We start from the raw sequence: 20,410 nt of genomic DNA on the forward strand, positions 1-20,410 counted from the left end.
AACAAAGAGGAAAGGTAACTTTGCGCACATTGATAAACTTCTACTAAGAAATTTATATTGACATAGTTACATATAATAGGGTTACAACAGGTGGCGTAACGGAAAGCGACACCTTAGGGGCATCTCAATACCCATAAGAGTAAGAGCAACGCAGGCCCCTGGGCCTAACTATGAAGAGATACTCTTGTGGGGCCAAAATCCCCGATAAGGCAGCCATCGCCAAATGGCCTCCGCTATGCTAGGTAATAACCTTGCTGAGCGGCACTGCAATCAAGCTGGCGCCGGTGACGCGTGCGCTGATGGAAAGAAGACATGAAGCAGGCATCCAGAAATCGGGAAGAAAGCACAGAGGTCCAGGACGCTCTGAAATCCTGCCTTCCCTCATTCACGGGGGTTGCCGTCTTTTCGGCGGTGGTCAACCTTCTGGCGCTGACGGGCTCCATCTACATGCTCCAGGTCTATGACCGGGTGCTGTCGAGCCAGAGCATCGCCACCCTTATCGGCCTCTCCCTGATCACGCTCGCGGCCTTTGCCCTCTCGGGCGGCCTCGACATGATCCGCAGCCGGATGCTGGCGCGCATCGGCGCCCGCTTCGACGAGCTCCTGTCGCACCGGGTGTTCGACCTCGTGGCCACGATGCCGCTGAAGGGCGCCAAGCAGACGGAGAGCATGCAGCCGATCCGCGATCTCGACACGATCCGCGGCTTCCTCTCGAGCCTCGGTCCCACGGCCCTGTTCGACATGCCCTTCATGCCGATCTTCCTCATCGGCTGCTTCATGATCCATCCGGGCATCGGCGTCCTGTCGGTGGTGGGCGGCGTCATCATCATCGGCCTGACCATCTACACGGACGCCAAGAGCAAGGGCCCGTCCTACGAGGTGACCAAGAGCGGCGCCGAGCGGCATGCGATTGCCGAAACCAGCCGCCGCAATGCCGAGTCCATTCGCGCCAACGGCATGCTGGGCTTCCTGGCCAAGCGCTACGACGAGGTGCATGTCCGCCACGTCAATGACGGCCTGATGGCGAGCGAATCGTCTGCCGGCATCAGCGCCTTCGCCAAGGTCTTCCGCATGGTCCTGCAGTCGGCCGTCCTGGGTCTGGGCGCCTATTACGTGATCAAGGGCGAGATGTCGGGTGGCCTGATGATCGCCGGCTCGATCCTGATGTCCCGCGCTCTGGCGCCCATCGAAATCGCCGTGGCGCACTGGAAGGGCTTCACCGCCTCCCGCCAGGCCTATCGCCGCCTTGCGCACATCATGTCGATCGTGCCGGCCCAGGGCCAGCGCATGCCGCTGCCCGCACCCAAGTCGACCCTGCTGGTGGACGAGGTCTATGTCAGCGCGCCCGGCGCCTCGCTGCCCATCGTGCAGGCCGCCACCCTCCAGCTCCAGGCTGGTCAGGGCCTCGGCCTCATCGGCCCCAGCGCATCCGGCAAGTCGACGCTCGCCCGTGCCCTCGTCGGCGTGTGGCCGACCCTGCGCGGCGAGATCCGCCTGGACGGTGCGGCTCTCGACCAGTGGGAGGCCGATCCGCTCGGCCGTCACATCGGTTACCTGCCGCAGGACGTGGAGCTGTTCGAAGGCACCATCGCCGAGAACATCTCCCGCTTCCAGCCCGATGCCAAGCCGGACGACGTCATCGCGGCGGCACAGACGGCTGGCGCCCATGAGCTCATCCTCAACCTGCCCGACGGCTACGACACCCGCATCGGCGAAAGCGGCGCGTCGCTCTCGGGCGGCCAGCGCCAGCGTGTGGCGCTCGCCCGTGCCCTCTACGGCAACCCGTTCCTGGTCGTGCTCGACGAGCCGAATGCCAGCCTCGATGGGGCCGGCGACGAGGCCCTGAACCAGGCCATCCTGTCGGTGCGCAAGCGCGGCGGCATCGTGGTCGTCATCACGCACCGCCCGGCCGCGCTCGGTCAGGTCGATCAGGTCGCCATCATGGAAGAGGGCCGGATCAAGGCCGTGGGCCCACGCGACGAGGTCCTGCAATCCGTCATGAAACGCAATGCGGCGCCGGCACCGGTGCGCCCGCAGCAGGCGCCGGCCGCCCAGGCTGCTAACCTGCGAGAGGTTGGTTAAATGTTGGTCATTCAAGCTCCCGAAAAGAAACCCTCCACCCACCAGCGGATCCTGCGCCAGTCCACCATCGGCGGCATCGCCATGATCGCCCTGTTCGGCGGCACCATCGGCCTGTGGGCGGCAACCTCGACGCTCTCCGGCGCCGTCGTGGCGGGCGGTCAGTTCGTGGTCGATACCAGCGTCAAGAAGGTCCAGCACTCCACCGGCGGCATCGTCGGCGAGCTGAAGGTCAAGGAAGGCGACCGGGTCTCCCAGGGCGATCTTCTGGTCCGCCTCGACGAGACGGTGACCCGCGCCAACCTGCAGGTCGTCTCCAAGCAGCTCGACGAGTATCTCGGCCGCCAGGCCCGCCTGGAAGCCGAACGCGACGGCGCGTCCGAAGTCGCGATGCCGGTCGAGTTCGCCAACCGGCTCAACGACCCGGCCGTTCAGAAGATCATGTCGTCCGAGAAGACCCTGTTCACCGCGCGCCGCGCCTCGCGAGAGGCGCAGAAGGATCAGCTCAAGAAGCGGATCACCCAGTCCCGGGACGAAATCGTGGGATTGAAGGCGCAGCAGAACGCCAAGACCCGCGAGGCCGAGCTGATCGTGGACGAGCTGAAGGGCGTCCGGGACCTCTACCAGAAAAACCTGGTTCCGATCACGCGCCTCAACGCCCTCGAGCGGGACGCCGCCAGCATCGAAGGCCAGCGCGGCCAGCTCATCGCTGCCGTGGCCCAGGCTGAGAGCCGCATCGCCGAAACCGAGTTCCAGATCATCCAGATCGACGAGCAGATGCTGGCCGAGGCTGTTCAGGAATTGCGCGAGATCCAGGGTAAGGTCGCGGAATACACCGAGCGGCGCGTGGCCGCCGAAGACCAGCTCAAGCGCATCGACATCCGCGCGCCGAGCGACGGCTTCGTCCACCAGCTCAACGTTCACACCATCGGGGGCGTGATCTCGCCTGCCGAGCCGGTGATGAACATCGTGCCGGTCAACGACAAGCTCGAGCTCGAAGCCCGGGTTCTGCCGAACGAGATCGACCAGGTGAAGATCGGCCAGAAGGCCAATGTTCGCGTCCATGCGTCTAACGCCCGCAACACGCCGGAACTGCATGGCAAGGTCAGCCGGATCTCGGCGGACGTGACCAAGGACCAGCAGACCGGCATGACCTTCTATACCATCCGGGTCGACCTGCCCCAGGATGAGGTCAAGAAGCTTGAAAACGTGCACCTCATTGCCGGCATGCAGGCGGAAGTCTTCGTCGAGGTGAACCAGCGCACCCCGCTGCAGTACTTCTTCAAGCCCATGCAGGAGCAGATCGCCCGCGCTTTCCGCGAGCACTGATCGTCCTGTCATGACGTGATCAAGCGCGGCCGGACCCACCAGTCCGGCCGCGTTTTTTGTTGCAAGTCCGGGCTGAGCCTGTCTCAAGCTCCGCCCAAGTCTGGAAAGTTCCGTCCGAGAACCCATAACAGGGGGCGAAGGCCGCATCCCCGTGGCTCTCCGTCGAAGGCAAATGTCGAAGGCTCGCTTTGAGGCCAGGCCTCCTCCTTCGACGATGGTGCAGGTTTCTTGAGGAACTGAGTGTTTTGAGGATCATCTTCCGCTTTGGCGGCATCGCATTGCTGGTTGCGGCCATCGTCATCCTGGCGGTGCTGCCCTTTGCGACATCCTTCGTGGAACAATGGTCGCGCCGCGATGTCGAGCTGCGATCCCGCCTTGTGTTCAACTCCGTCCGTGATCAGGTCACCGGCCTTCTTGCCCGCAACGATGCCCAGCAGGTGGCTGGCCTGTTCGAGCGAATCGCCTCCGACGAGCGCGTCCTGGCCATCGGCTATTGCGACGGACAGGAGTTGCGCTACCCCACAGTCAACATGCCCAAGTCCTTCTCCTGCGCGGAGGCCGCCCGCTCCGATGCGGAGAGCTTCTCCACAGTCAGGAACCAGGATCACAACGTTCTGGTCAGCTCCTTTCCCCTGAGCGCCGGCGGACGCTCGGGCCATCTCGTGGTCCTGCACGATCTGAGCTATGCCGATCAGCGCGGCGGGGAGGCGAGAAACTATCTCTTCCTGGCCCTTGCCGGCGTCGCTTTCGGCGCGGCGGCCCTCGCGGCCATGATCGCCGCCCTGATCATGCGGCGATGGCTCGCCTCCATCCGGCAGGCGCTGGAGAACGCCCGCGCGGGCAATGCGCAACCGGCCGCCGAGGAGAACATCATCCCCCTCGGCAAGGAAATCCGCGACGTGCTCCAGGAACTGGAGGCCTCCCGGCGGACCATTGATGCCGCGCACACGGATTGGAGCCCGGATACATTGCGGGCGGCGCTCGCCAACGAGCTGTCAGGCTCCGAGGTCATCGTGGTGTCGAACCGCGAGCCCTATATCCACAATCGCACCGAGGCAGGGGAGATCTCCCTTCAGATCCCCGCAAGCGGCCTCGTGTCGGCCCTGGAGCCGGTGGTGCGCGCCTGCGGCGGCACCTGGGTGGCCCATGGCAGCGGCACGGCGGACCGGGAGACGGTGGACGCCAACGACCGGGTGCCCGTCCCACCGAATCACCCGTCCTATACCCTGCGCCGGGTCTGGCTGACGGAGGAGGAGCAGGATGGCTATTACTATGGGGCTGCCAATGAGGGCCTCTGGCCGCTCTGCCACATTGCCTTCGTGCGGCCGATCTTCCGAGAGGCGGACTGGCAGCTCTACCGCTCGGTGAACGAGAAATTCGCCGAGGCCATCGTGGCGGAGGCCAAGCGCGAGGATCCAATCATTCTGGTGCAGGATTATCATTTCGCCCTGTTGCCGCGCTTGATCCGGGACCGGCTGCCCCAGGCCACCATCGTGACCTTCTGGCATATTCCCTGGCCCAATGCCGAGACCTTCGGCATCTGCCCATGGCGCGAGGAGATCATCGATGGTCTGCTCGGCTCGTCGATCCTCGGCTTCCACACCCAGGCCCACTGCAACAACTTCCTGGACTCGGTCGATTCCTATGTGGAAAGCCGCATCGACCGGGAGAGGGATTCGGTGTTCTTCGGCGGCGAGGAGACCCTGATCCGCCCCTATCCAATCTCCATCGAGTGGCCTCCGACCGCCATGGAAGGCCAGAAGCCGGTGGAGGAGTGCCGCCGCATCGTGCGCGAGCGCCTCGGCCTGCCGCCGGACATGCGCCTCGGCGTCGGTATCGAGCGGTTCGACTATACCAAAGGGATCATCGACCGCATGCAGGCCATCGACGCGCTGCTGACGGAGCATCCCGAGTGGCACGGCAACTTCGCCTTCGTTCAGGTCGCGGCGCCGACCCGCAGCAAGCTGACGAACTACCGCCTGTTGCAGGAAGAGGCGGAGGCGCTCGCCCGCGACATCAACGAACGCCATGGCGGCAATGGGTACGAGCCGATCAAGCTGCTCATCCGCCATCACGAGCCCAATGAGGTTTTCGAACTCTTTCGCGCGGCGGATCTCTGCATCGTGTCGAGCCTGCACGATGGCATGAACCTCGTGGCCAAGGAATTCGTGGCGGCCCGCGACGACGAGCAGGGTGTGCTCATCCTCTCGGCCTTTGCGGGAGCCTCCCGCGAACTCTCCGAAGCGCTGATCGTGAACCCGTATAATGCGCACGCCATGGGACAGACCATCAACCGCGCGCTGACCATGGCGCAACCCGAGCAGCGCGAGCGGATGCGGCTGATGCGTGATCAGGTCAAGGAACGCAACGTTTATCGCTGGGCCGGGCAGATGCTGCTCGCGGCGTCGCGCTTGCGCAAGCAACAGCGGATCAGGCGACTGATCGCCAGGGGGCGCAGGCAGGCGGTAGCCAATGCGTAATGTTTCCGCAGGACAGAAGGTCATGGCCAAGACAAACGAAAATTTCGCGCTGTTCCTGGATTTCGACGGGACCCTCGTCGACATCGTCGAGCGTCCCGACGCGGTTGCGGTCGATCCGGCCTTGCCCAAGGTGCTCACGGATCTGCAGAACCGGCTCGGCGGTGCGCTCGCCATCATCAGCGGGCGCCCGATTGCCTTTCTGGACGGGCATTTCGTTCCGCACGCGTTCGACATCGCCGGGCTTCACGGGCTTGAGCAGCGTATCGCCGGGCGGCTCTCCATGTGCGATCCGGACGAGCATCCGGCCTTGCGCGAGATGGTCGAACGCTTGAGCACGATCGTTGCGGATAAGGAAGGCGTCCTGATCGAGGACAAGGGCTGCTCGGTGGCCATCCATTGGCGGCTGGCCCCGCACGAGAAGGACTTCGCGCTGGCCACCGCGCGCGCCGCCGTCGAAGCGCTGGGTGCGGATTATCGTGTTCAACACGGGAAAGCTGTGGCAGAAATCCTGCCCTCGGCGGCAGGGAAGGGCAAGGTGATCGAGCGGTTTCTTCACGAAGCTCCGTACAAGGGGCGGCGCCCGATCTTCATCGGCGACGATCTGACCGACGAGAACGGCTTCAAGACCGTGAACGCCCATGGCGGCCTGTCCGTGCGCATCGGGGGCGGCGAAACCATCGCCAAGATGCGCCTTGGAACGCCCGCTGACCTGCGCCGCTGCCTGTCCGCATGGGCAACTGAGGGTTCTCTTCCTTTCAACGAGGATGATTGTTGATATGAGTTCGTTGGATCTTGCCGTCATCGGCAATTGCATGATCTCGGCCCTGGTCGATCGCCGCGCGCAGATCGTCTGGAGCTGCTTTCCGCGCTTCGATGGCGACCCCGTCTTTTCGGCCCTGCTCGATTGTCCGGAAGGACGGAGCGATGCGGACCAGAAGGGCGTCTTCGCCATCGACATGGCCGGCCTGGTGAGCTGCGAGCAGCGCTATCTCCAGAACACCGCGGTTCTCGTGTCGCGCATGACGGATTCCCACGGCAACATCGTCGAGGTCACGGACTTTGCGCCGCGCTTCAAGCATTTCGACCGCACCTTCCGCCCACCCATGCTGATCCGCCGGGTTACCCCTGTGAAAGGACGCCCGCGCATCCGCGTCCGGCTGCGCCCTCATTTCGAATGGGGCGAGCATCCGCCCGGACTGACCCGCGGCAGCAATCACCTGCGCTTCGTCGGCCCCGACTCGTCGCTTCGCCTGACCACCGACGCGTCGATCTCCTATGTCCAGGATGAGCGCTTCTTCGTGGTGGACCGGCCCATGTCGTTCTTCTTCGGCGAGGACGAGCCCCTGCGCTCGGAGGCCGACACCACGGCCCGCGCCTTCCTCGACAGCACGGTCGATTTCTGGCGCGACTGGGTGCGCTCGCTTTCCGTCCCGTTCGACTGGCAGGAGGCGGTGATCCGCGCCGCCATCACCCTCAAGCTTTGCAACTTCGAGGAGACGGGCGCCATCGTGGCGGCGCTCACCACCTCGGTGCCGGAGGCGCCCCATACGCAGCGCAACTGGGATTATCGCTATTGCTGGCTGCGCGACGCCTATTTCGTGATCCAGGCCCTCAACCGGCTCGGCACCACGAAGACGATGGAGGAATACCTCACCTATATCACCAACATCGTCGACGACATGGATGCCGATCCGAACCAGAAGGACATGCCGCCGCTCTTCAGCATCACCCGCTCGCCCGATCTCGAGGAGCGGGAGGCGACGGCGCTGGCGGGATATCGCGGCATGGGGCCGGTGCGCGTCGGCAACGCGGCCTACACGCAGATCCAGAACGATGCCTATGGCAGCGTCGTGCTCGCCTCCGTTCACGCCTTCCTCGACAAGCGCCTGATCCGCACCGGCAACCAGGCCCTGTTCGAGCATCTGGAAAAGCTCGGCCACAGGGCTATCGAGGTGTTCGACAAGCCCGACGCCGGCCCCTGGGAGCTGCGCACCAAGGCGGCCGTGCATACCTTTCCGAGCGTGATGTGCTGGGCGGCCTGCGACCGGCTCATCAAGATCGCCGAGGCCATGGGTCGCGAGGACCGGGCCGTCTTCTGGCGCGAGAACGCCGAGCACATGCACCGGGTCATCGACGAGCGCGCCTACAACGCCGACACGGGCACTTTCGTGTCGTCCTTCGACGGTGCGGACCTCGACGCCACGCTCCTGCTCCTGGCGGAACTCGACTTCGTGAAGGCGGACGATCCGCGCTTCATCGCCACCGTGGAGGCCGTCGGGACGAAGTTGCGACGGGGCGACCTCCTTCTGCGTTATGATGTGGAAGACGATTTCGGGCTCATGCACACGGCTTTCATGATCTGCGGCTTCTGGTACGTGGATGCCCTGAACGCCATCGGGCGCAAGGAGGAGGCGAAGGAATTGTTCGAGCACATCCTGAGCCTGCGCAATTCCTTCGGCCTCTTCTCCGAGGATGCGGATTTCACCACCGGGGAACTGTGGGGCAATTTCCCCCAGACCTATTCGATGGTCGGTCTCATCAACTCGGCGGTGCGCTTGAGCCGGAGCTGGGAGGAGGCGTTCTGATCGTAATGATCGGGCGTCAAAGGCAACAAAGGACGATAGGATTCGATGTTCGCATTTCCCGTTCTGCTCGGCGATATCGGCGGCACCAATGCCCGCTTCGCCGTTCTGCCTGCCCCCGGCGAGCCGGTTCAGCTCCTGCCGCGTGCCCTGACGGCCCAGACGCCGGATCCGGTCGGGGCGATCAGGATCGCGCTCGAGGCCTACACGGGCGCAGCCCCGCGGTCGGCCATCATCGCTGTCGCCACCCGGGTGGATGCGCCCGCCATTCGCCTCACCAACGCCCACTGGCTGATCGATGCCGAGGCCATCGGACGGGCGCTGAATCTCGAGCGCGTGACCCTCGTCAACGACTACACGCCGGTCGCAGCCTCGGTGACGGTGCTCGATGAAGCCAAGGGCGATCTCGCGGCCCTTGGGAGCTTCCCGCAGGCCAGGTCCGGCGCGCGGGTGGTGCTGGGGCCGGGCACGGGACTGGGCGCGGGCGCCCTGGTCCCGGTGGAGGACCGCTTCGCCATCCTGGCGACCGAGGCCGGTCACATGGAGTTCGGCCCGACGGATGACGAGGAAACCGCCCTCTGGCCGCATCTGGAGCGGGTCGGCGGGCGCGTCTCAGGAGAGGTCGTGCTCTCCGGTCCCGGCCTCTTCCGCATCGCCAAGGCGCTGGCCGCCCATCGATGCGTGGACTGCCCCTTCACGATGCCCAACGACGTCCTGGCCGCAGCCCGCGAGGGCGACCCTCTGGCGAAGGATGCGCTGGACCTGTTCGCGCGCTTCCTCGGGCGCTTCGCCGGAGACCTCGCGCTGACCTTCGAGTCCTCCGGCGGCGTCTTCATCGCGGGCGGCATCGCGCCCCGGATGGTCGACATCCTCCAGGCCGGCGGTTTCCGCGAGGCCTTTGACCGCAAGGCGCCGCACGATGCCTGGGCCAGGAAGGTGCCGGTCTATGCGATCACCAACCCAGAACCGGCCCTGCAGGGCTTGGCCGCCATCGTGACGAATCCCGACCGCTTCGTCTTTCCATCGCAGGGGTGGAAGGCTACCTGAAAGAGCCTGCCGCAAACGCGCCGAACGGCCCATGGGGCCGCCGGCGCTTCAACCAGCTGATTGGTGATGAGAACAGAACAGATCGCCCTTGCTCCGCTGGCTCCCGGAGCCGACCTCTCCCTCACGGTCCAGCGCTTCGGCGGGCAAGGCGCCCGCCCGCGCATCTATGTCCAGGCCTCGCTCCATGCGGACGAGATCCCCGGCATGATCGCCGCCCACCACCTGCGCGAGCGCCTCGTCGCCCTCGAGAACGAGGGCCGGATCACGGGCGAGATCGTGCTCGTGCCCTCGGCCAATCCCATCGGCCTGGCGCAAAGGGTGCTGGGAGATCATATCGGCCGCTTCAATCTCTCGGACGGCATCAACTTCAACCGCGGCTATCCCGACCTCGTGCCGAAGGTCGCTGATCGCATCGACGGCAAGCTGACGGGCGACGGGGACGCAAATGTGCGGCTGATCCGCGAGGCCCTGCAGGCCGAGCTCGAGGCCTGGGAGCCTGCCAACCCGGCCGAGGTGATGAAGAAGGCCCTGCTGGGCCTCGCGCAAGGTGCCGACATCGTCCTCGACATGCACTGCGACTCGGAAGCCGTCGTGCATCTCTATACGCACACCCGCTCGGAGGAGGCGTTCGCGCCGCTCTCCGGGCTGATCGGCGCCCATGCCTATCTGCTGGCGGATGTGTCGGGCGACGAACCGTTCGACGAGGCCTGCAGCCGCCCCTGGGCGGAGCTGGCCGACCGCTTCCCGGATCACCCGATCCCCTTCGGCTGCCACTCCACGACCCTGGAGTTCCGGGGCGAGCGGGACGTGAGCCACGAGACGGGCCGGGCTGATGCGGCCGCCATCGTCGATTATCTGATCCTGCGCGGTGCCATCGCCGGTGAGGCTCCGCAGGTGCCGGAGGCACTGTGCCAGGCCACGCCGCTGGCAGCCTCCGAGCCGGTCCAGGCTCCGGCCTACGGCATCCTGGTCTTCAAGGCGAACATAGGGGACCGGGTGAGGGAGGGCGACGTGATCGCCGATGTCATCGACCCGCTGACGGGTGCTCTGGCCGAGGCCAAGGCGCCCTGCGACGGCGTGATGTTCGCCCGGATCGCCCAGCGCTTCGCCACGAAGGGCATGCGCCTCGCAAAGGTGGCCGGCATCGAAGCACGGCGCACGGGCAAGCTGCTCAGCGCCTGAAACAAGAAAGGCCGCCCCGAGGGGCGGCCTTTCCATTGTCGGTTCCACGGCCCCGAAGAGCCGCCCTTAAAGGTGCGTTACGCACAAATCTCAGCAGAGGCCAAGATCCAGGTCGCGGCAACCGGGGAACGTAGGGTATGACAATGAGACACTAGATCACCTCCTTTCGTTGTTGACGGGAAACCCCCATATGGGGTGAGAAGAGCCCAGCGAAAGGGCAGGGCGCTGCGGCGTTCTGTCCCCCATGTCGATCCCAGAGAATTTTTGAAAACCATGACCGATCTTCCGGCCCCTGTGGGCCGCCGCCGAACCTTTGCGATCATCTCCCACCCGGACGCGGGCAAGACCACGCTCACCGAGAAGCTGCTGCTGTTCGGGGGCGCGATCCAGCTTGCCGGCGAGGTGAAGGCCAAGAAGAACCGCGTCTCGACCCGGTCCGACTGGATGGGCATCGAAAAGGAGCGCGGCATCTCGGTGGTGACCTCGGTCATGACCTTCGAGTACGGCGACTGCGTCTTCAACCTGCTCGACACGCCGGGGCACGAGGACTTCTCGGAGGACACCTACCGCACGCTCACCGCGGTCGATTCCGCCATCATGGTGATCGACGCGGCCAAGGGCATCGAGGCGCGCACCCGCAAGCTGTTCGAGGTGTGCCGCATGCGCGACATCCCGATCGTGACCTTCATCAATAAGATGGACCGCGAGGCGCGCAGCCCCTTCGACCTCCTCGACGAGATCGAGAAGACGCTGGCGCTGGATACCGCTCCCGTCACATGGCCGATCAGCCAAGGCAGGAGCTTTGCCGGCACCTTCGACCTGCGCCGCAACATGGTCCGCCGCATCGACACGGACGAGGAGCCGACGGAGGTCTCAGGGCCTGACGATCCGAACCTCATCAGCCTGCTGCCGCCGGAAGAGAAGGATGCGTGGCAGGAGGAGGTCATGCTGGCGCAGGAGGCCTGCAAGCCCTTCGACCTGGAGGCCTTCCGCGAAGGGCACCTCACGCCCGTGTTCTTCGGCTCGGCCCTGCGCAATTTCGGCGTGCGCGATCTCATCGACGCGCTGGCCGCCTACGCGCCGCCGCCGCGCGGCCAGGAGGCCGACAAGCGCCTTGTCGAGGCGAGTGAGCCCAAAATGTCGGGGTTCGTGTTCAAGATCCAGGCCAACATGGATCCCAACCACCGCGACCGCATCGCGTTCATGCGCATCTGCTCAGGCAAGCTTCAGCGCGGCATGAAGGCGAAGCTCGTGCGCACGGGCAAGCCCATGAGCCTGAACTCGCCGCAATTCTTCTTCGCGCAGGATCGCGCGATCGCGGACGAGGCCTGGGCCGGCGACGTGGTGGGCATCCCGAACCACGGGACGCTGCGCATCGGCGATACGCTCACCGAGGGCGAGGACATCGTCTTCCGCGGCGTGCCGAGCTTCGCGCCGGAAATCCTGCGCCGCATCAAGCTGCAGGACGCCATGAAGGCCAAGAAGCTGCGCGAGGCCCTGCAGCAGATGGCCGAGGAAGGCGTCGTTCAGCTCTTCGTGCCGCAGGACGGTTCCGGGGCGATCGTGGGCGTTGTCGGCGCGCTGCAGCTCGACGTGCTGAAGGAGCGCCTGGCTGCCGAATACGGCCTGCCGATCGATTACGAGCCGACGCGCTTCTCCATCTGCCGCTGGATCACGGCGGACGACCCGCGGGAGCTCGACAAGTTCATCGAGAGCCACCTGTCGTCCATGGCGCGCGATCTCGACGACGCACCCGTGTTCATGGCGCCGAACCAGTTCAACCTTCAATATGAGGTGGATCGCTACAAGGCGATCCAGTTCTCGGACGTGAAGGATTACCAGAAGAAGGCGGCGTAAAGCGCGAGCGTCCTTCTGGGATTGAAACTCCTGTCATCACCGGCCTTGTGCCGGGGATGACCATAACATGATGGGCGTAGCACTCACTGTCATTCCGGGGCCGCGCAGCGGAGCCCGGAATCCATAACCACTAACAGTGCAGGATGAGGTGTGACGCTGCTCACCCTCCCTTGAGACGTCGTGTTTATGGATTCCGGGCTCGGCCATGGGCCGCCCCGGAATGACAGTGAGGGAAAGGGATCCGCGATCAAGCACCGAACAATGGATTCCCTTCCCCTGCGATGGCTTTGCCATCTCCGGCCGGGAATGACATTTCCGGATCAGGCTTCCAACTGATTCAGCGGCAGGTCGATGCGCACCTGCAGGCCTTCCGCGCGCCAGTCATACGCGATGGCGCCGCCGAGCTGGTCCGTTACGCTCCGGCGCACGAGCTTTGAGCCGAACCCTTCCGTGCCCGGCACGCTCTGGATCGCCGGCCCGTTCTCCTCCTGCCATGTGAGCGTCAGCGTCACACCGCGCACCCAGCTGATCCTCAGGTGGCCCTCGGGAACGGAGAGAGCCCCGTATTTCAACGCGTTGGTGGCAAGCTCGTGGAGCACCAGGGTCAGGATCGTCGCGGCCTTCGGGCCGATCCGCACCGGCGGCCCTTCGAGCGTCATCGGGGAGGGGGAGCCCTGGCTGATGTGCGGGGCCAGGATGGCCTGCACGATCCCGTCGACCGAGGTCTCACCATCGGTCGGCTCGCTGCCGGTGATGGCCGGGCGGATCAGCTCATGCGCCCGGGCCAGGGCGTCGATGCGTCCCCGCAAGGCCGCTGCCATCTGCTTCGGCGACTCCGCCGTCCGTGCCGTGAGAGCAATCATGCCGCTCGTCATGGCGAAGAGATTCTTGACCCGGTGGTTGAGCTCCTGCACCAGGAGCTGCCGAACTTCTTCGTTCCTGCGGCGCTCCGTGATGTCGATGATCGTTCCGAGAACCCGGGCAGGCTTCAGTTCGCCGTTGACGATCTCGTAGAGCATGCGCCCGCGGCTGAGGATCCAGCGGACTTCCCCGTCGGGGCGGACGACCCGGTGCTCGACCTGGATCTGCCCTCCCGAGCGGGGATCGCTCAAGGACCCGACGCTGCTCACCACTTGCTCGCGATCCTCAGGATGAATGGCCGAGTACCAGAACTCGTAAGATGCGGGCTGATCCTTCGGCAGGCCGAAGATGTCCTTCTGCCGGTCCGACCAGAAGGTCTCGCCGGTCTGGGCGTTCCATTCCCACAGTCCCATCTCCGTCGCCTCGACGGCGAGCGCCAGACGCTCGTTGTGGAGCGCGACCTCCCGGGCCTTGATCTCGGCTTCGCCGCGGGCCCTGACCCGCTCCGTCACATGGGCGGCCAGAGCCAGGATGCCGCTGATCTGATCGCCCCCATCGCGGACAGGCAGAAACTTGATGTCCCAGTAGGTGGTGATGCCGGGGGTAAGGACGAGGGGATGATCCTTCAGCTCCTGCGATTCGCCGATCTGGAACACCTTCTCGCGCAAGGCCCAGAGCTCAGGGGTGTATCGTTCCCCCATGACCTCGGGCACGGTCCGGCCGACGATGTCCTCGTCGGGGATAGCCAGGGCCGACCGGAACAGGCGGTTCGCAAAGGCGAATTGCTGGTCCGCCCCAAGGGTCACGGCGATGGCCAGCGGCACATTCTCGAGAAGCTCGGACAAAGCCTCCCGGCTGAACCCCTCCGCTCCCCCCTGGAGGCGAATCTCATCCAGTCCATAGGCCCAGGGTTGAGAGGGACTCACGCGGACATCCTTTACGAAGGCACATGAACGAGAGGCGTCAATGCCACAATGATCGTGGGTTGCAATATTGTTCTAGGCAGTCAGCTTGCTTTGTCCAGCCATATCCGAGGCATCCAGCAAGGCCCTGGACGCAGCCTTCTCCGGAAACTGCGTCTGCACCTGTGCGATGTCAGCGATCGTCGGCAGGCTCGCCTCGTTGCCGAGGTGCTGGATGGCATGGGACGAGGCGCCTCGGGCGAAGATGAAGTGCTCGCGCCAGGGCAGGTCGGGCCGGGCCATGGCGGAATAGACATAGGCGCCGTGGAAGATGTCGCCGGCGCCGTTGGTGTCCACCACCTTGTCGCCCGGAACGTCGAGGGCGGGCAGGACACCTTCCTGGCCGGTCTCGTCGTACCAGACGAGGCCGCGCTCGCCCAGGGTTACGCCGCCGATCCTGCAGCCGCGGCTCTTCAGATAGCCCAGCATACCGGCCGGACTCAGGTCCATCTGCTCGCACAGGCGCTCGGCCACGATGGCCACATCGATGAATTCCAGGAGCTCGTGGGTGTTGGAGCGCAGGCCCCCGCCATCCAGCGAGGTGAGGATCCCGGCCTCGCGGCAGGCCTTGGCATAGTGCATGGCCGCATCGGCCTGGTGGCCGTCGAGATGCAGCGCCCGGCAGCCCTGCAGGTTCAGGGGCGGGACAGGATGCAGGTAATGGTCGTCGCGGCAGCGCACGATGGCGCGCTTGCCGCCGCGGGGCATGATGAAGGACAGGGAGGATTCGTGAACCTTCCGGTGATGGACCGAGATGCCGTATTTCGCCGCCATGTCGATGAACATGCGGCCGAGCCAGTCATCGGCAATCGATGTGAGCAGGTCCGGTGGCAGTCCCAGCTTGGCGCAGGCGAAGGCCGCCGTGACCGCATTGCCGCCGAACGAGATCGCATAATCCCGGGCCACGGTCTTCTCGTCCCCAGTCGGCAACTCGTCCGCCAGGAAGGTCACGTCGATATAGGTCTGTCCGACAAAGAGAGCATGCATCGCTAAACATCGTTTCGCTGGATTCGCCGCCAAAGTCTTGGACGAGCGGGCATGAATAGGCAAGCCGTAGAGATTTGATGGGGCGATCAAGCCCCCCATCGAAATTACCGCTTGCTTGAAAGTCCCCCCCCCCCCCCCGCGCATAACGTAGCAGGGGTGAAGGAAAGACGAACCCGTGGTCAAGCCGCTCATCCAGAAGCTGGAACAATTCGCCAAACTGTCGGACGAGGACAGGCAAGTGCTCGAGGATGCCGCCCGTGACGTGAAGGTGATCGGCCCTCGTCAGGACATCATCACCGAGGATGACGAGCCGAATGACGTTCACCTGATCCTCGACGGGTGGGCGGCCCGCTACAAGATGATCCCGAACGGCGATCGCGCCATCCTGGCCTACCTCATTCCCGGGGACCTCTGCGACATCCATGTGACCCTGCTCAACCAGATGGACCATTCCATCGGGGCGCTCTCAACCTGCAGGGTGGCTTTCATCCCGCGCCAGAAGATGGACGAGATCATGCGCCGGGACGGACAACTCGGCCGTGCGATCTGGTGGTCCACCCTTGTGGACGAAGCAATCCTGCGCGAGTGGCTGGTCAACATGGCGCATCGCTCCGCCGACAAGCGGCTGGCCCATTTCATTTGCGAGATGCTGCTGCGGTCCAAGGCCGTGGGCCTCACGGACGACGACAGCTTCGAACTGCCCCTCACCCAAGAGGAGTTGGGCGACACGATGGGCCTGTCCACCGTTCATGTGAATCGCACCCTGCAAGACCTTCGGGCGCAGGGCCTCATTACGAGCAGGGGCAAGCGTCTCATCGTGAACGACGTGGACCGGCTTTTCGAATTCTCGGATTACAATCCAAACTACCTCCACCAAGTCGGCGGGCATAAACGCGACCGGTAGGCTCGACCTCTCCATCGACACCCATGAGTCGGGGTCCGTCACACCCTGTTGAGCGTCGCGGCCAAGCGGGCCGCCGTCAGGGCTGCGTCCAGATCGGTCGCGATGAACTCGACGGGAGCAACAAGCCCCTTGCGAAAGGCGCTTGAGACGATCGGGTGGAGGCGTGCGCTGCCGCCCACCAGAGCAACCGGCCGGGGACCGAGGCGCTTGATCAGAGCATTGGCCAAGCGCGCCAGTTCCTCGCCGGCTTCTCTGAGGATGCGAAGGGCCGTGCCGTCGTCCGCATAGGCCGCCTCGCCCACGGCGCGGGCCAGCGACCCGATCTTGCCGCGGTCGCCGCCATAGACGTAGGAGCGGACGGTGTTCCAGTCGGTGCCCCCGAGCGCCCGGGCCAGGCAGGTGCCGAGCGTCGAGGTCCAGCCCGTGCCGGGGCTTTCCTCCTCCACGCGCAGGACGGCCTTGAGCGCCTCGCGGGCGATCCAGAAGCCGGAGCCGCCATCGTCGATGAGGTTGCCGCGCCCGCCGACCCGGATCACCTGCTTGTCCTCGGACAGATAATAGCCGATGGAGCCGGTGCCGCTATAGACCAGGATGCCTTCGCCAAGGGCGAAATAGGCCAGGTAGGCGATCCACATGTCCTCCGCGACGAAGACCTTGTCGGGCGTCAGCTCGAACGTCTCCGCGAACATCGCCCGCATGGTGACCTCGGCCGGAGTCTCACGGGTGAGCCCGGTGATGCCCGCGATGATGCCCAGCGGCTTGCCGGTCTTCAGAACGGCTTGAGCCATATCGAGGACGATCTGCCGGGCGCGCTCTTCCGCAGCGGCGGAGAAGAGATGGCCGGTCAGAGGCGCAACGGAGCCCTCGGCGACGCATCGGCCTTGTGTATCCGCCAGCCGCCAGCGCGTGGCGGTTCCGCCCGCATCGATGCCCAGCCCCAGCCCCATGCGCCCGCTGCCTTCTTGTCCGTGTCAGCTTTGTTAGGACGTCTTGGCGAGATCCGCCAGGGCTTTGCGCAGATTGCCATCGTGGCGCTCGAGAGCGGCTTGCGCATCGGTTGGGTTGCCGCCCATCGCGATGAGAACGGCCGTCTTCAGGTCGCCGCCGGCCTCCAAGATGGCGTCCGTCGCCGTTGCCTCGTCGCAATCGGTGATCTGCATGACCATGATCTCGCTGCGGCGGCGCAGCTTGGCGTTCGTCGCGCGCATGTTCACCATGAGGCCGCGATAGACCCGGTCCATCCTGACCATGATCAGGGTGGAGAGCAGGTTGAGAATCACCTTCTGGGCGGTGCCGGCCTTCATGCGCGTCGAGCCCGCCACCACCTCCTCGCCCGTGTCGGCCAGGATCGGATGGGAGCAGACCTCGAGCAGCGGCGTGTCGGGGTTGTTGGAAATGCCGATGGTCTGGGCGCCTCGCGCGGCTGCTTCCTTGAGGGCCGCGATGGTGAACGGCGTCCGGCCGCTGGCCGCCACGCCGATCACCACATCGTCGGGTCCGATGGTGTTGTCGCGGATGCCCGCGATGCCGTCCTCGACCGAGTCCTCGGCATTCTCGACCGCCTGCATGATGGCGCCTTCGCCGCCGGCGATCAGGTAGACGATACGGTCGTCGGGCCAGTTGAAGGTCGGCGGAAGCTCCGTCCCATCCTGAACGCCGATGCGGCCCGAGGTGCCGGCACCCGCATAGACGAGGCGCCCGCCACGGCGCAGGCGCGGCACGGCCTCTTCCGCTGCGGAAGCAATCGCCGGGAGAGCAGGCCTGACGGCCGCAACGGCGGAGAGCTGTCCCTCAAGAAACGCCGAGAGCACATCGAGGCTCGGCCAGGTGTCGAGGTCTTGGTAGCGGGTACTGAAATGTTCTGTCGCCATTATGCCAACTTTCTTCCAGACCAATATAGGACCAGTTGAGATCCGCAACAATCGCCTGGAGAGGCCTGACAGGCCCTAGCCATCAACTTTTCTGTTGGCATCCTTGAAGTCACGACTGTCGGTCGAACAACGCGATCACCTGCTCGCCCGTTGCACGGCGGAGGGGAAGGATTCCGCTGTCCTTGTGCCGGCTCGGATGGACCCGGTTGGTGAGGAGCGACCAGGCCAGCCCACGTTCGAAATCGATCCACAGGCCGGTGCCGGTGAAGCCGGTGTGGCCGATGGTGTCGGGCGAGCAGGAATCGCCGCCGTGCCAGCCGGGATAGGAACCTTCCCAGCCTACGGTTCGCTTCTCGGATTCCCGCGTACGAATGGCCTTGATGGAGGCTGGCGACAGTCCCGTGCTGTCGAGGAGCGAGCGGGCGAAGTCGAGCACGCCGTCGATGGTGCCGAAGAGGCCCGCATGGCCTGAGGCGCCGCCGAGCGCAAAGGCGTTCTCGTCATGCACCTCACCGCGGATCACGCGCCCGCGCCACGTGTCCTTTTCGGTTGCGGCACAGAGCTTCGGATCCGGCCGGAACGAGAAGCGTTCGGGAAGCGGCTGATCGATCAGCGCCTGTCCGGTGACGCGCTCGATGGCGATGCCGAGCAGCATGTAGTTGATGTCGGAATACACCGGCGGCCCGGGCTGCCAGACGCGCTGCAGGATGAAGGCGCGCAGGGTGTTCGGATCCTGGCCATAGGTGTAGAGCGGTTCCACCGCCGGCAGATGTGTCTGGTGCGCGAGGCACTGGCGAAAGGTGAGCCGCCGCTCGGCTGCGTTCATGTCGTACTGGCGCAGATCCGGGATGACCTTGACCAACGGATCGTCGAGGGCGATCCGGCCTTTTTCGACCAATTGCAGAACGCGTGTGGTCGTGAAGATCACCTTCGTGAGCGAGGCGAGATCGAACCATATTTCACGGGAAACATCTTCGCGCTCCGGCTCGATCTGCGCGTAACCGGCCCATTGCACGGCACGCTCGCCATCCGTCGTGACCAGCCCGAGAACCGCGCCGGGAATGTTGCCGCTCCGGATCGAAGCGGCAGCGGGCGCGAAGGCCTCCTTGATCAGATCCATCAGCGCCATGGCTGTCTCACGCAGCGCGGTGCAGTTCACCGCCGGGCATCGGCTGCGGCACGCCGGTTGTGGTCGGCAGGCTCAAAGGCAGGCCGAGGGTCGACCGCACGGCGAGATAGCCGAACGCCTGCGCCTCGATGAAATCGCCGTCCCAGCCCACGGCTTCCACCGGATCGACAGCAACACTGAGTTCCTCATGCAGGCGCGTCATGAAATGAGCGTTGCGCCGCCCGCCGCCGGTCACCAGCCAGCGCTGTGGTGCACGCGGCACATGGCGCAGGGCTGCGATGACGGATTGAATCGTGAGCTCAGCCAGGGTCGCCGCGCCGTCCTCGTCCGAGAGCGCTTCAACGCCTTTGGCGCGGGCATGAAAATCCTGGCGGTCGAGAGATTTCGGTGCGGGCCGGTCAAAGAACGGGTTCTGCATGAACGCGGAGACGAGTGTCCCGTCGACCGTGCCGGAGGCGGCGAGCTGCCCGTTCTCGTCAAAGTTCAGGCCCCGGCGGCGCAGCACGAAATCGTCGAGCAGCGCGCTCGCCGGTCCGGTGTCGAAGGCGATCACCACGTCGCCGTCGATATAAGTGACGTTCCCGACGCCGCCGAGATTGAGGATCATGACCGGCTGCGCGAGGTCGCTGGCGAGCGCACGATGGTAAAGGGGAACGAAGGGTGCCCCTTCGCCGCCAGACGCAACATCCGCATGACGGAAGCGATCAACCGTATCGATGCCGAGTGCCTCGGCGACTTTCGCGCCAAGACCGAGCTGGCGCGTGAAGCGGACCTCCGGCCGGTGGTAGACGGTCTGACCATGGAATCCGATGAGCTTCACCTCCGCGGCGCTGATCCCGGTCTCCTCCATGAAGCGCCGGACAGCTCCGATATGAGCCTCCGTCACGGCCTGCTCGAGATCCTCCAGCGGTTCGCTCTGCGCCCGCGCCGGCTCGGCAATCAAGGCCTGAAGGGTTTTCCTCAAATCATCCGGATAGGAGAAGGTGCGTCCGGGCCCCGGCCTCACCACCGTGTCGCCGTCCGTCTCGACGATGGAGACGTCGATCCCGTCCATCGATGTGCCGCTGATCACCCCGATGGCTTTGACGATGGAACGATCCGACATCTGTTTCTCCGGCCTTGTCTATCTGTCGCGACCAT

15 protein-coding genes are annotated in these 20,410 nt (G+C 65.0%); 9 read left to right on the plus strand and 6 right to left on the minus strand.

The features are described from left to right. The first annotated feature begins 312 nt into the window (after positions 1–312). The 8 genes from MA07_RS25140 (at position 313) to MA07_RS25175 (ending at position 12,556) form a co-directional block, all read left to right on the plus strand. A complete protein-coding gene (locus MA07_RS25140; RefSeq protein WP_036358624.1) occupies positions 313–2,082 on the plus strand; it encodes a type I secretion system permease/ATPase in 1,770 nt (589 codons plus the stop codon). Continuing rightward, entirely contained in the window at positions 2,083–3,408 is a 1,326-nt protein-coding gene (locus tag MA07_RS25145) for an HlyD family type I secretion periplasmic adaptor subunit (protein WP_036358627.1), read from the plus strand. Between the two features lie 245 nt (positions 3,409–3,653). Beyond that, entirely contained in the window at positions 3,654–5,888 is a 2,235-nt protein-coding gene (locus MA07_RS25150; protein WP_036358629.1) for a trehalose-6-phosphate synthase, read from the plus strand. Between the two features lie 22 nt (positions 5,889–5,910). Next, positions 5,911–6,663, plus strand: coding sequence for a trehalose-phosphatase (otsB, locus tag MA07_RS25155; protein WP_036358632.1), 753 nt, complete (start codon positions 5,911–5,913; stop codon positions 6,661–6,663). A gap of 1 nt (position 6,664) precedes the next feature. Further along, the gene (locus MA07_RS25160) at positions 6,665–8,473 is read left to right on the plus strand and encodes a glycoside hydrolase family 15 protein (RefSeq protein WP_036358635.1); all 1,809 of its coding nucleotides are present in this window, start codon (positions 6,665–6,667) and stop codon (positions 8,471–8,473) included. Positions 8,474–8,518: 45 nt separating this feature from the next. After that, the gene (locus tag MA07_RS25165) at positions 8,519–9,517 is read left to right on the plus strand and encodes a glucokinase (RefSeq protein WP_036358638.1); all 999 of its coding nucleotides are present in this window, start codon (positions 8,519–8,521) and stop codon (positions 9,515–9,517) included. Positions 9,518–9,583: 66 nt separating this feature from the next. Then, on the plus strand, positions 9,584–10,699 hold the full coding sequence (locus MA07_RS25170; protein ID WP_036358641.1) for a succinylglutamate desuccinylase/aspartoacylase family protein: 1,116 nt from the start codon (positions 9,584–9,586) through the stop codon (positions 10,697–10,699). A 273-nt stretch (positions 10,700–10,972) separates the two neighbouring features. Then, positions 10,973–12,556 (plus strand): peptide chain release factor 3, encoded by a 1,584-nt coding sequence (locus MA07_RS25175; RefSeq protein ID WP_036358644.1) that lies wholly within the window; start codon positions 10,973–10,975, stop codon positions 12,554–12,556. A 320-nt stretch (positions 12,557–12,876) separates the two neighbouring features. On the opposite strand, the gene MA07_RS25180 is transcribed toward MA07_RS25175, so the two are convergent. Next, positions 12,877–14,343, minus strand: a complete 1,467-nt coding sequence (locus MA07_RS25180) for an HWE histidine kinase domain-containing protein (protein ID WP_081929163.1) — start codon at positions 14,341–14,343, stop codon at positions 12,877–12,879. A gap of 72 nt (positions 14,344–14,415) precedes the next feature. Further along, a complete protein-coding gene (locus tag MA07_RS25185) occupies positions 14,416–15,366 on the minus strand; it encodes a sugar kinase (RefSeq protein ID WP_052003515.1) in 951 nt (316 codons plus the stop codon). Positions 15,367–15,541: 175 nt separating this feature from the next. Here MA07_RS25185 and MA07_RS25190 point away from each other — a divergent pair, with 175 nt between their 5' ends. Further along, entirely contained in the window at positions 15,542–16,270 is a 729-nt protein-coding gene (locus tag MA07_RS25190; RefSeq protein ID WP_036358650.1) for a Crp/Fnr family transcriptional regulator, read from the plus strand. 38 nt (positions 16,271–16,308) lie between these two features. Here the strand turns inward: MA07_RS25190 and MA07_RS25195 are convergent, their stop codons facing one another. The 4 genes from MA07_RS25195 to MA07_RS25210 form a co-directional block, all read right to left on the minus strand. Continuing rightward, entirely contained in the window at positions 16,309–17,217 is a 909-nt protein-coding gene (locus MA07_RS25195) for a BadF/BadG/BcrA/BcrD ATPase family protein (protein WP_036358653.1), read from the minus strand. Between the two features lie 33 nt (positions 17,218–17,250). After that, the gene (locus MA07_RS25200; RefSeq protein WP_036358655.1) at positions 17,251–18,141 is read right to left on the minus strand and encodes an N-acetylmuramic acid 6-phosphate etherase; all 891 of its coding nucleotides are present in this window, start codon (positions 18,139–18,141) and stop codon (positions 17,251–17,253) included. A gap of 109 nt (positions 18,142–18,250) precedes the next feature. After that, positions 18,251–19,270, minus strand: a complete 1,020-nt coding sequence (locus MA07_RS25205; RefSeq protein ID WP_036358658.1) for a serine hydrolase — start codon at positions 19,268–19,270, stop codon at positions 18,251–18,253. 7 nt (positions 19,271–19,277) lie between these two features. Next, positions 19,278–20,375, minus strand: coding sequence for an anhydro-N-acetylmuramic acid kinase (locus MA07_RS25210; protein WP_036358661.1), 1,098 nt, complete (start codon positions 20,373–20,375; stop codon positions 19,278–19,280). Positions 20,376–20,410: the final 35 nt, after the last annotated feature.

Source organism: Microvirga sp. BSC39 (assembly GCF_000739015.1).
Classification (GTDB): Bacteria; Pseudomonadota; Alphaproteobacteria; order Rhizobiales; family Beijerinckiaceae; genus Microvirga.

Bases quoted from the DNA above. Each gene is read 5' to 3' on its own strand.
- MA07_RS25165 (WP_036358638.1), top strand. From the start codon at position 8,519: ATGTTCGCATTTCCCGTTCTGCTCGGCGATATCGGCGGCACCAATGCC.
- MA07_RS25170 (WP_036358641.1), top strand. From the start codon at position 9,584: ATGAGAACAGAACAGATCGCCCTTGCTCCGCTGGCTCCCGGAGCCGAC.
- MA07_RS25200 (WP_036358655.1), bottom strand. From the start codon at position 18,141: ATGGCGACAGAACATTTCAGTACCCGCTACCAAGACCTCGACACCTGG.
- MA07_RS25140 (WP_036358624.1), top strand. From the start codon at position 313: ATGAAGCAGGCATCCAGAAATCGGGAAGAAAGCACAGAGGTCCAGGAC.
- MA07_RS25145 (WP_036358627.1), top strand. From the start codon at position 2,083: ATGTTGGTCATTCAAGCTCCCGAAAAGAAACCCTCCACCCACCAGCGG.
- otsB (WP_036358632.1), top strand. From the start codon at position 5,911: ATGGCCAAGACAAACGAAAATTTCGCGCTGTTCCTGGATTTCGACGGG.
- MA07_RS25160 (WP_036358635.1), top strand. From the start codon at position 6,665: ATGAGTTCGTTGGATCTTGCCGTCATCGGCAATTGCATGATCTCGGCC.
- MA07_RS25175 (WP_036358644.1), top strand. From the start codon at position 10,973: ATGACCGATCTTCCGGCCCCTGTGGGCCGCCGCCGAACCTTTGCGATC.
- MA07_RS25195 (WP_036358653.1), bottom strand. From the start codon at position 17,217: ATGGGGCTGGGGCTGGGCATCGATGCGGGCGGAACCGCCACGCGCTGG.
- MA07_RS25185 (WP_052003515.1), bottom strand. From the start codon at position 15,366: ATGCATGCTCTCTTTGTCGGACAGACCTATATCGACGTGACCTTCCTG.
- MA07_RS25210 (WP_036358661.1), bottom strand. From the start codon at position 20,375: ATGTCGGATCGTTCCATCGTCAAAGCCATCGGGGTGATCAGCGGCACA.
- MA07_RS25205 (WP_036358658.1), bottom strand. From the start codon at position 19,270: ATGGCGCTGATGGATCTGATCAAGGAGGCCTTCGCGCCCGCTGCCGCT.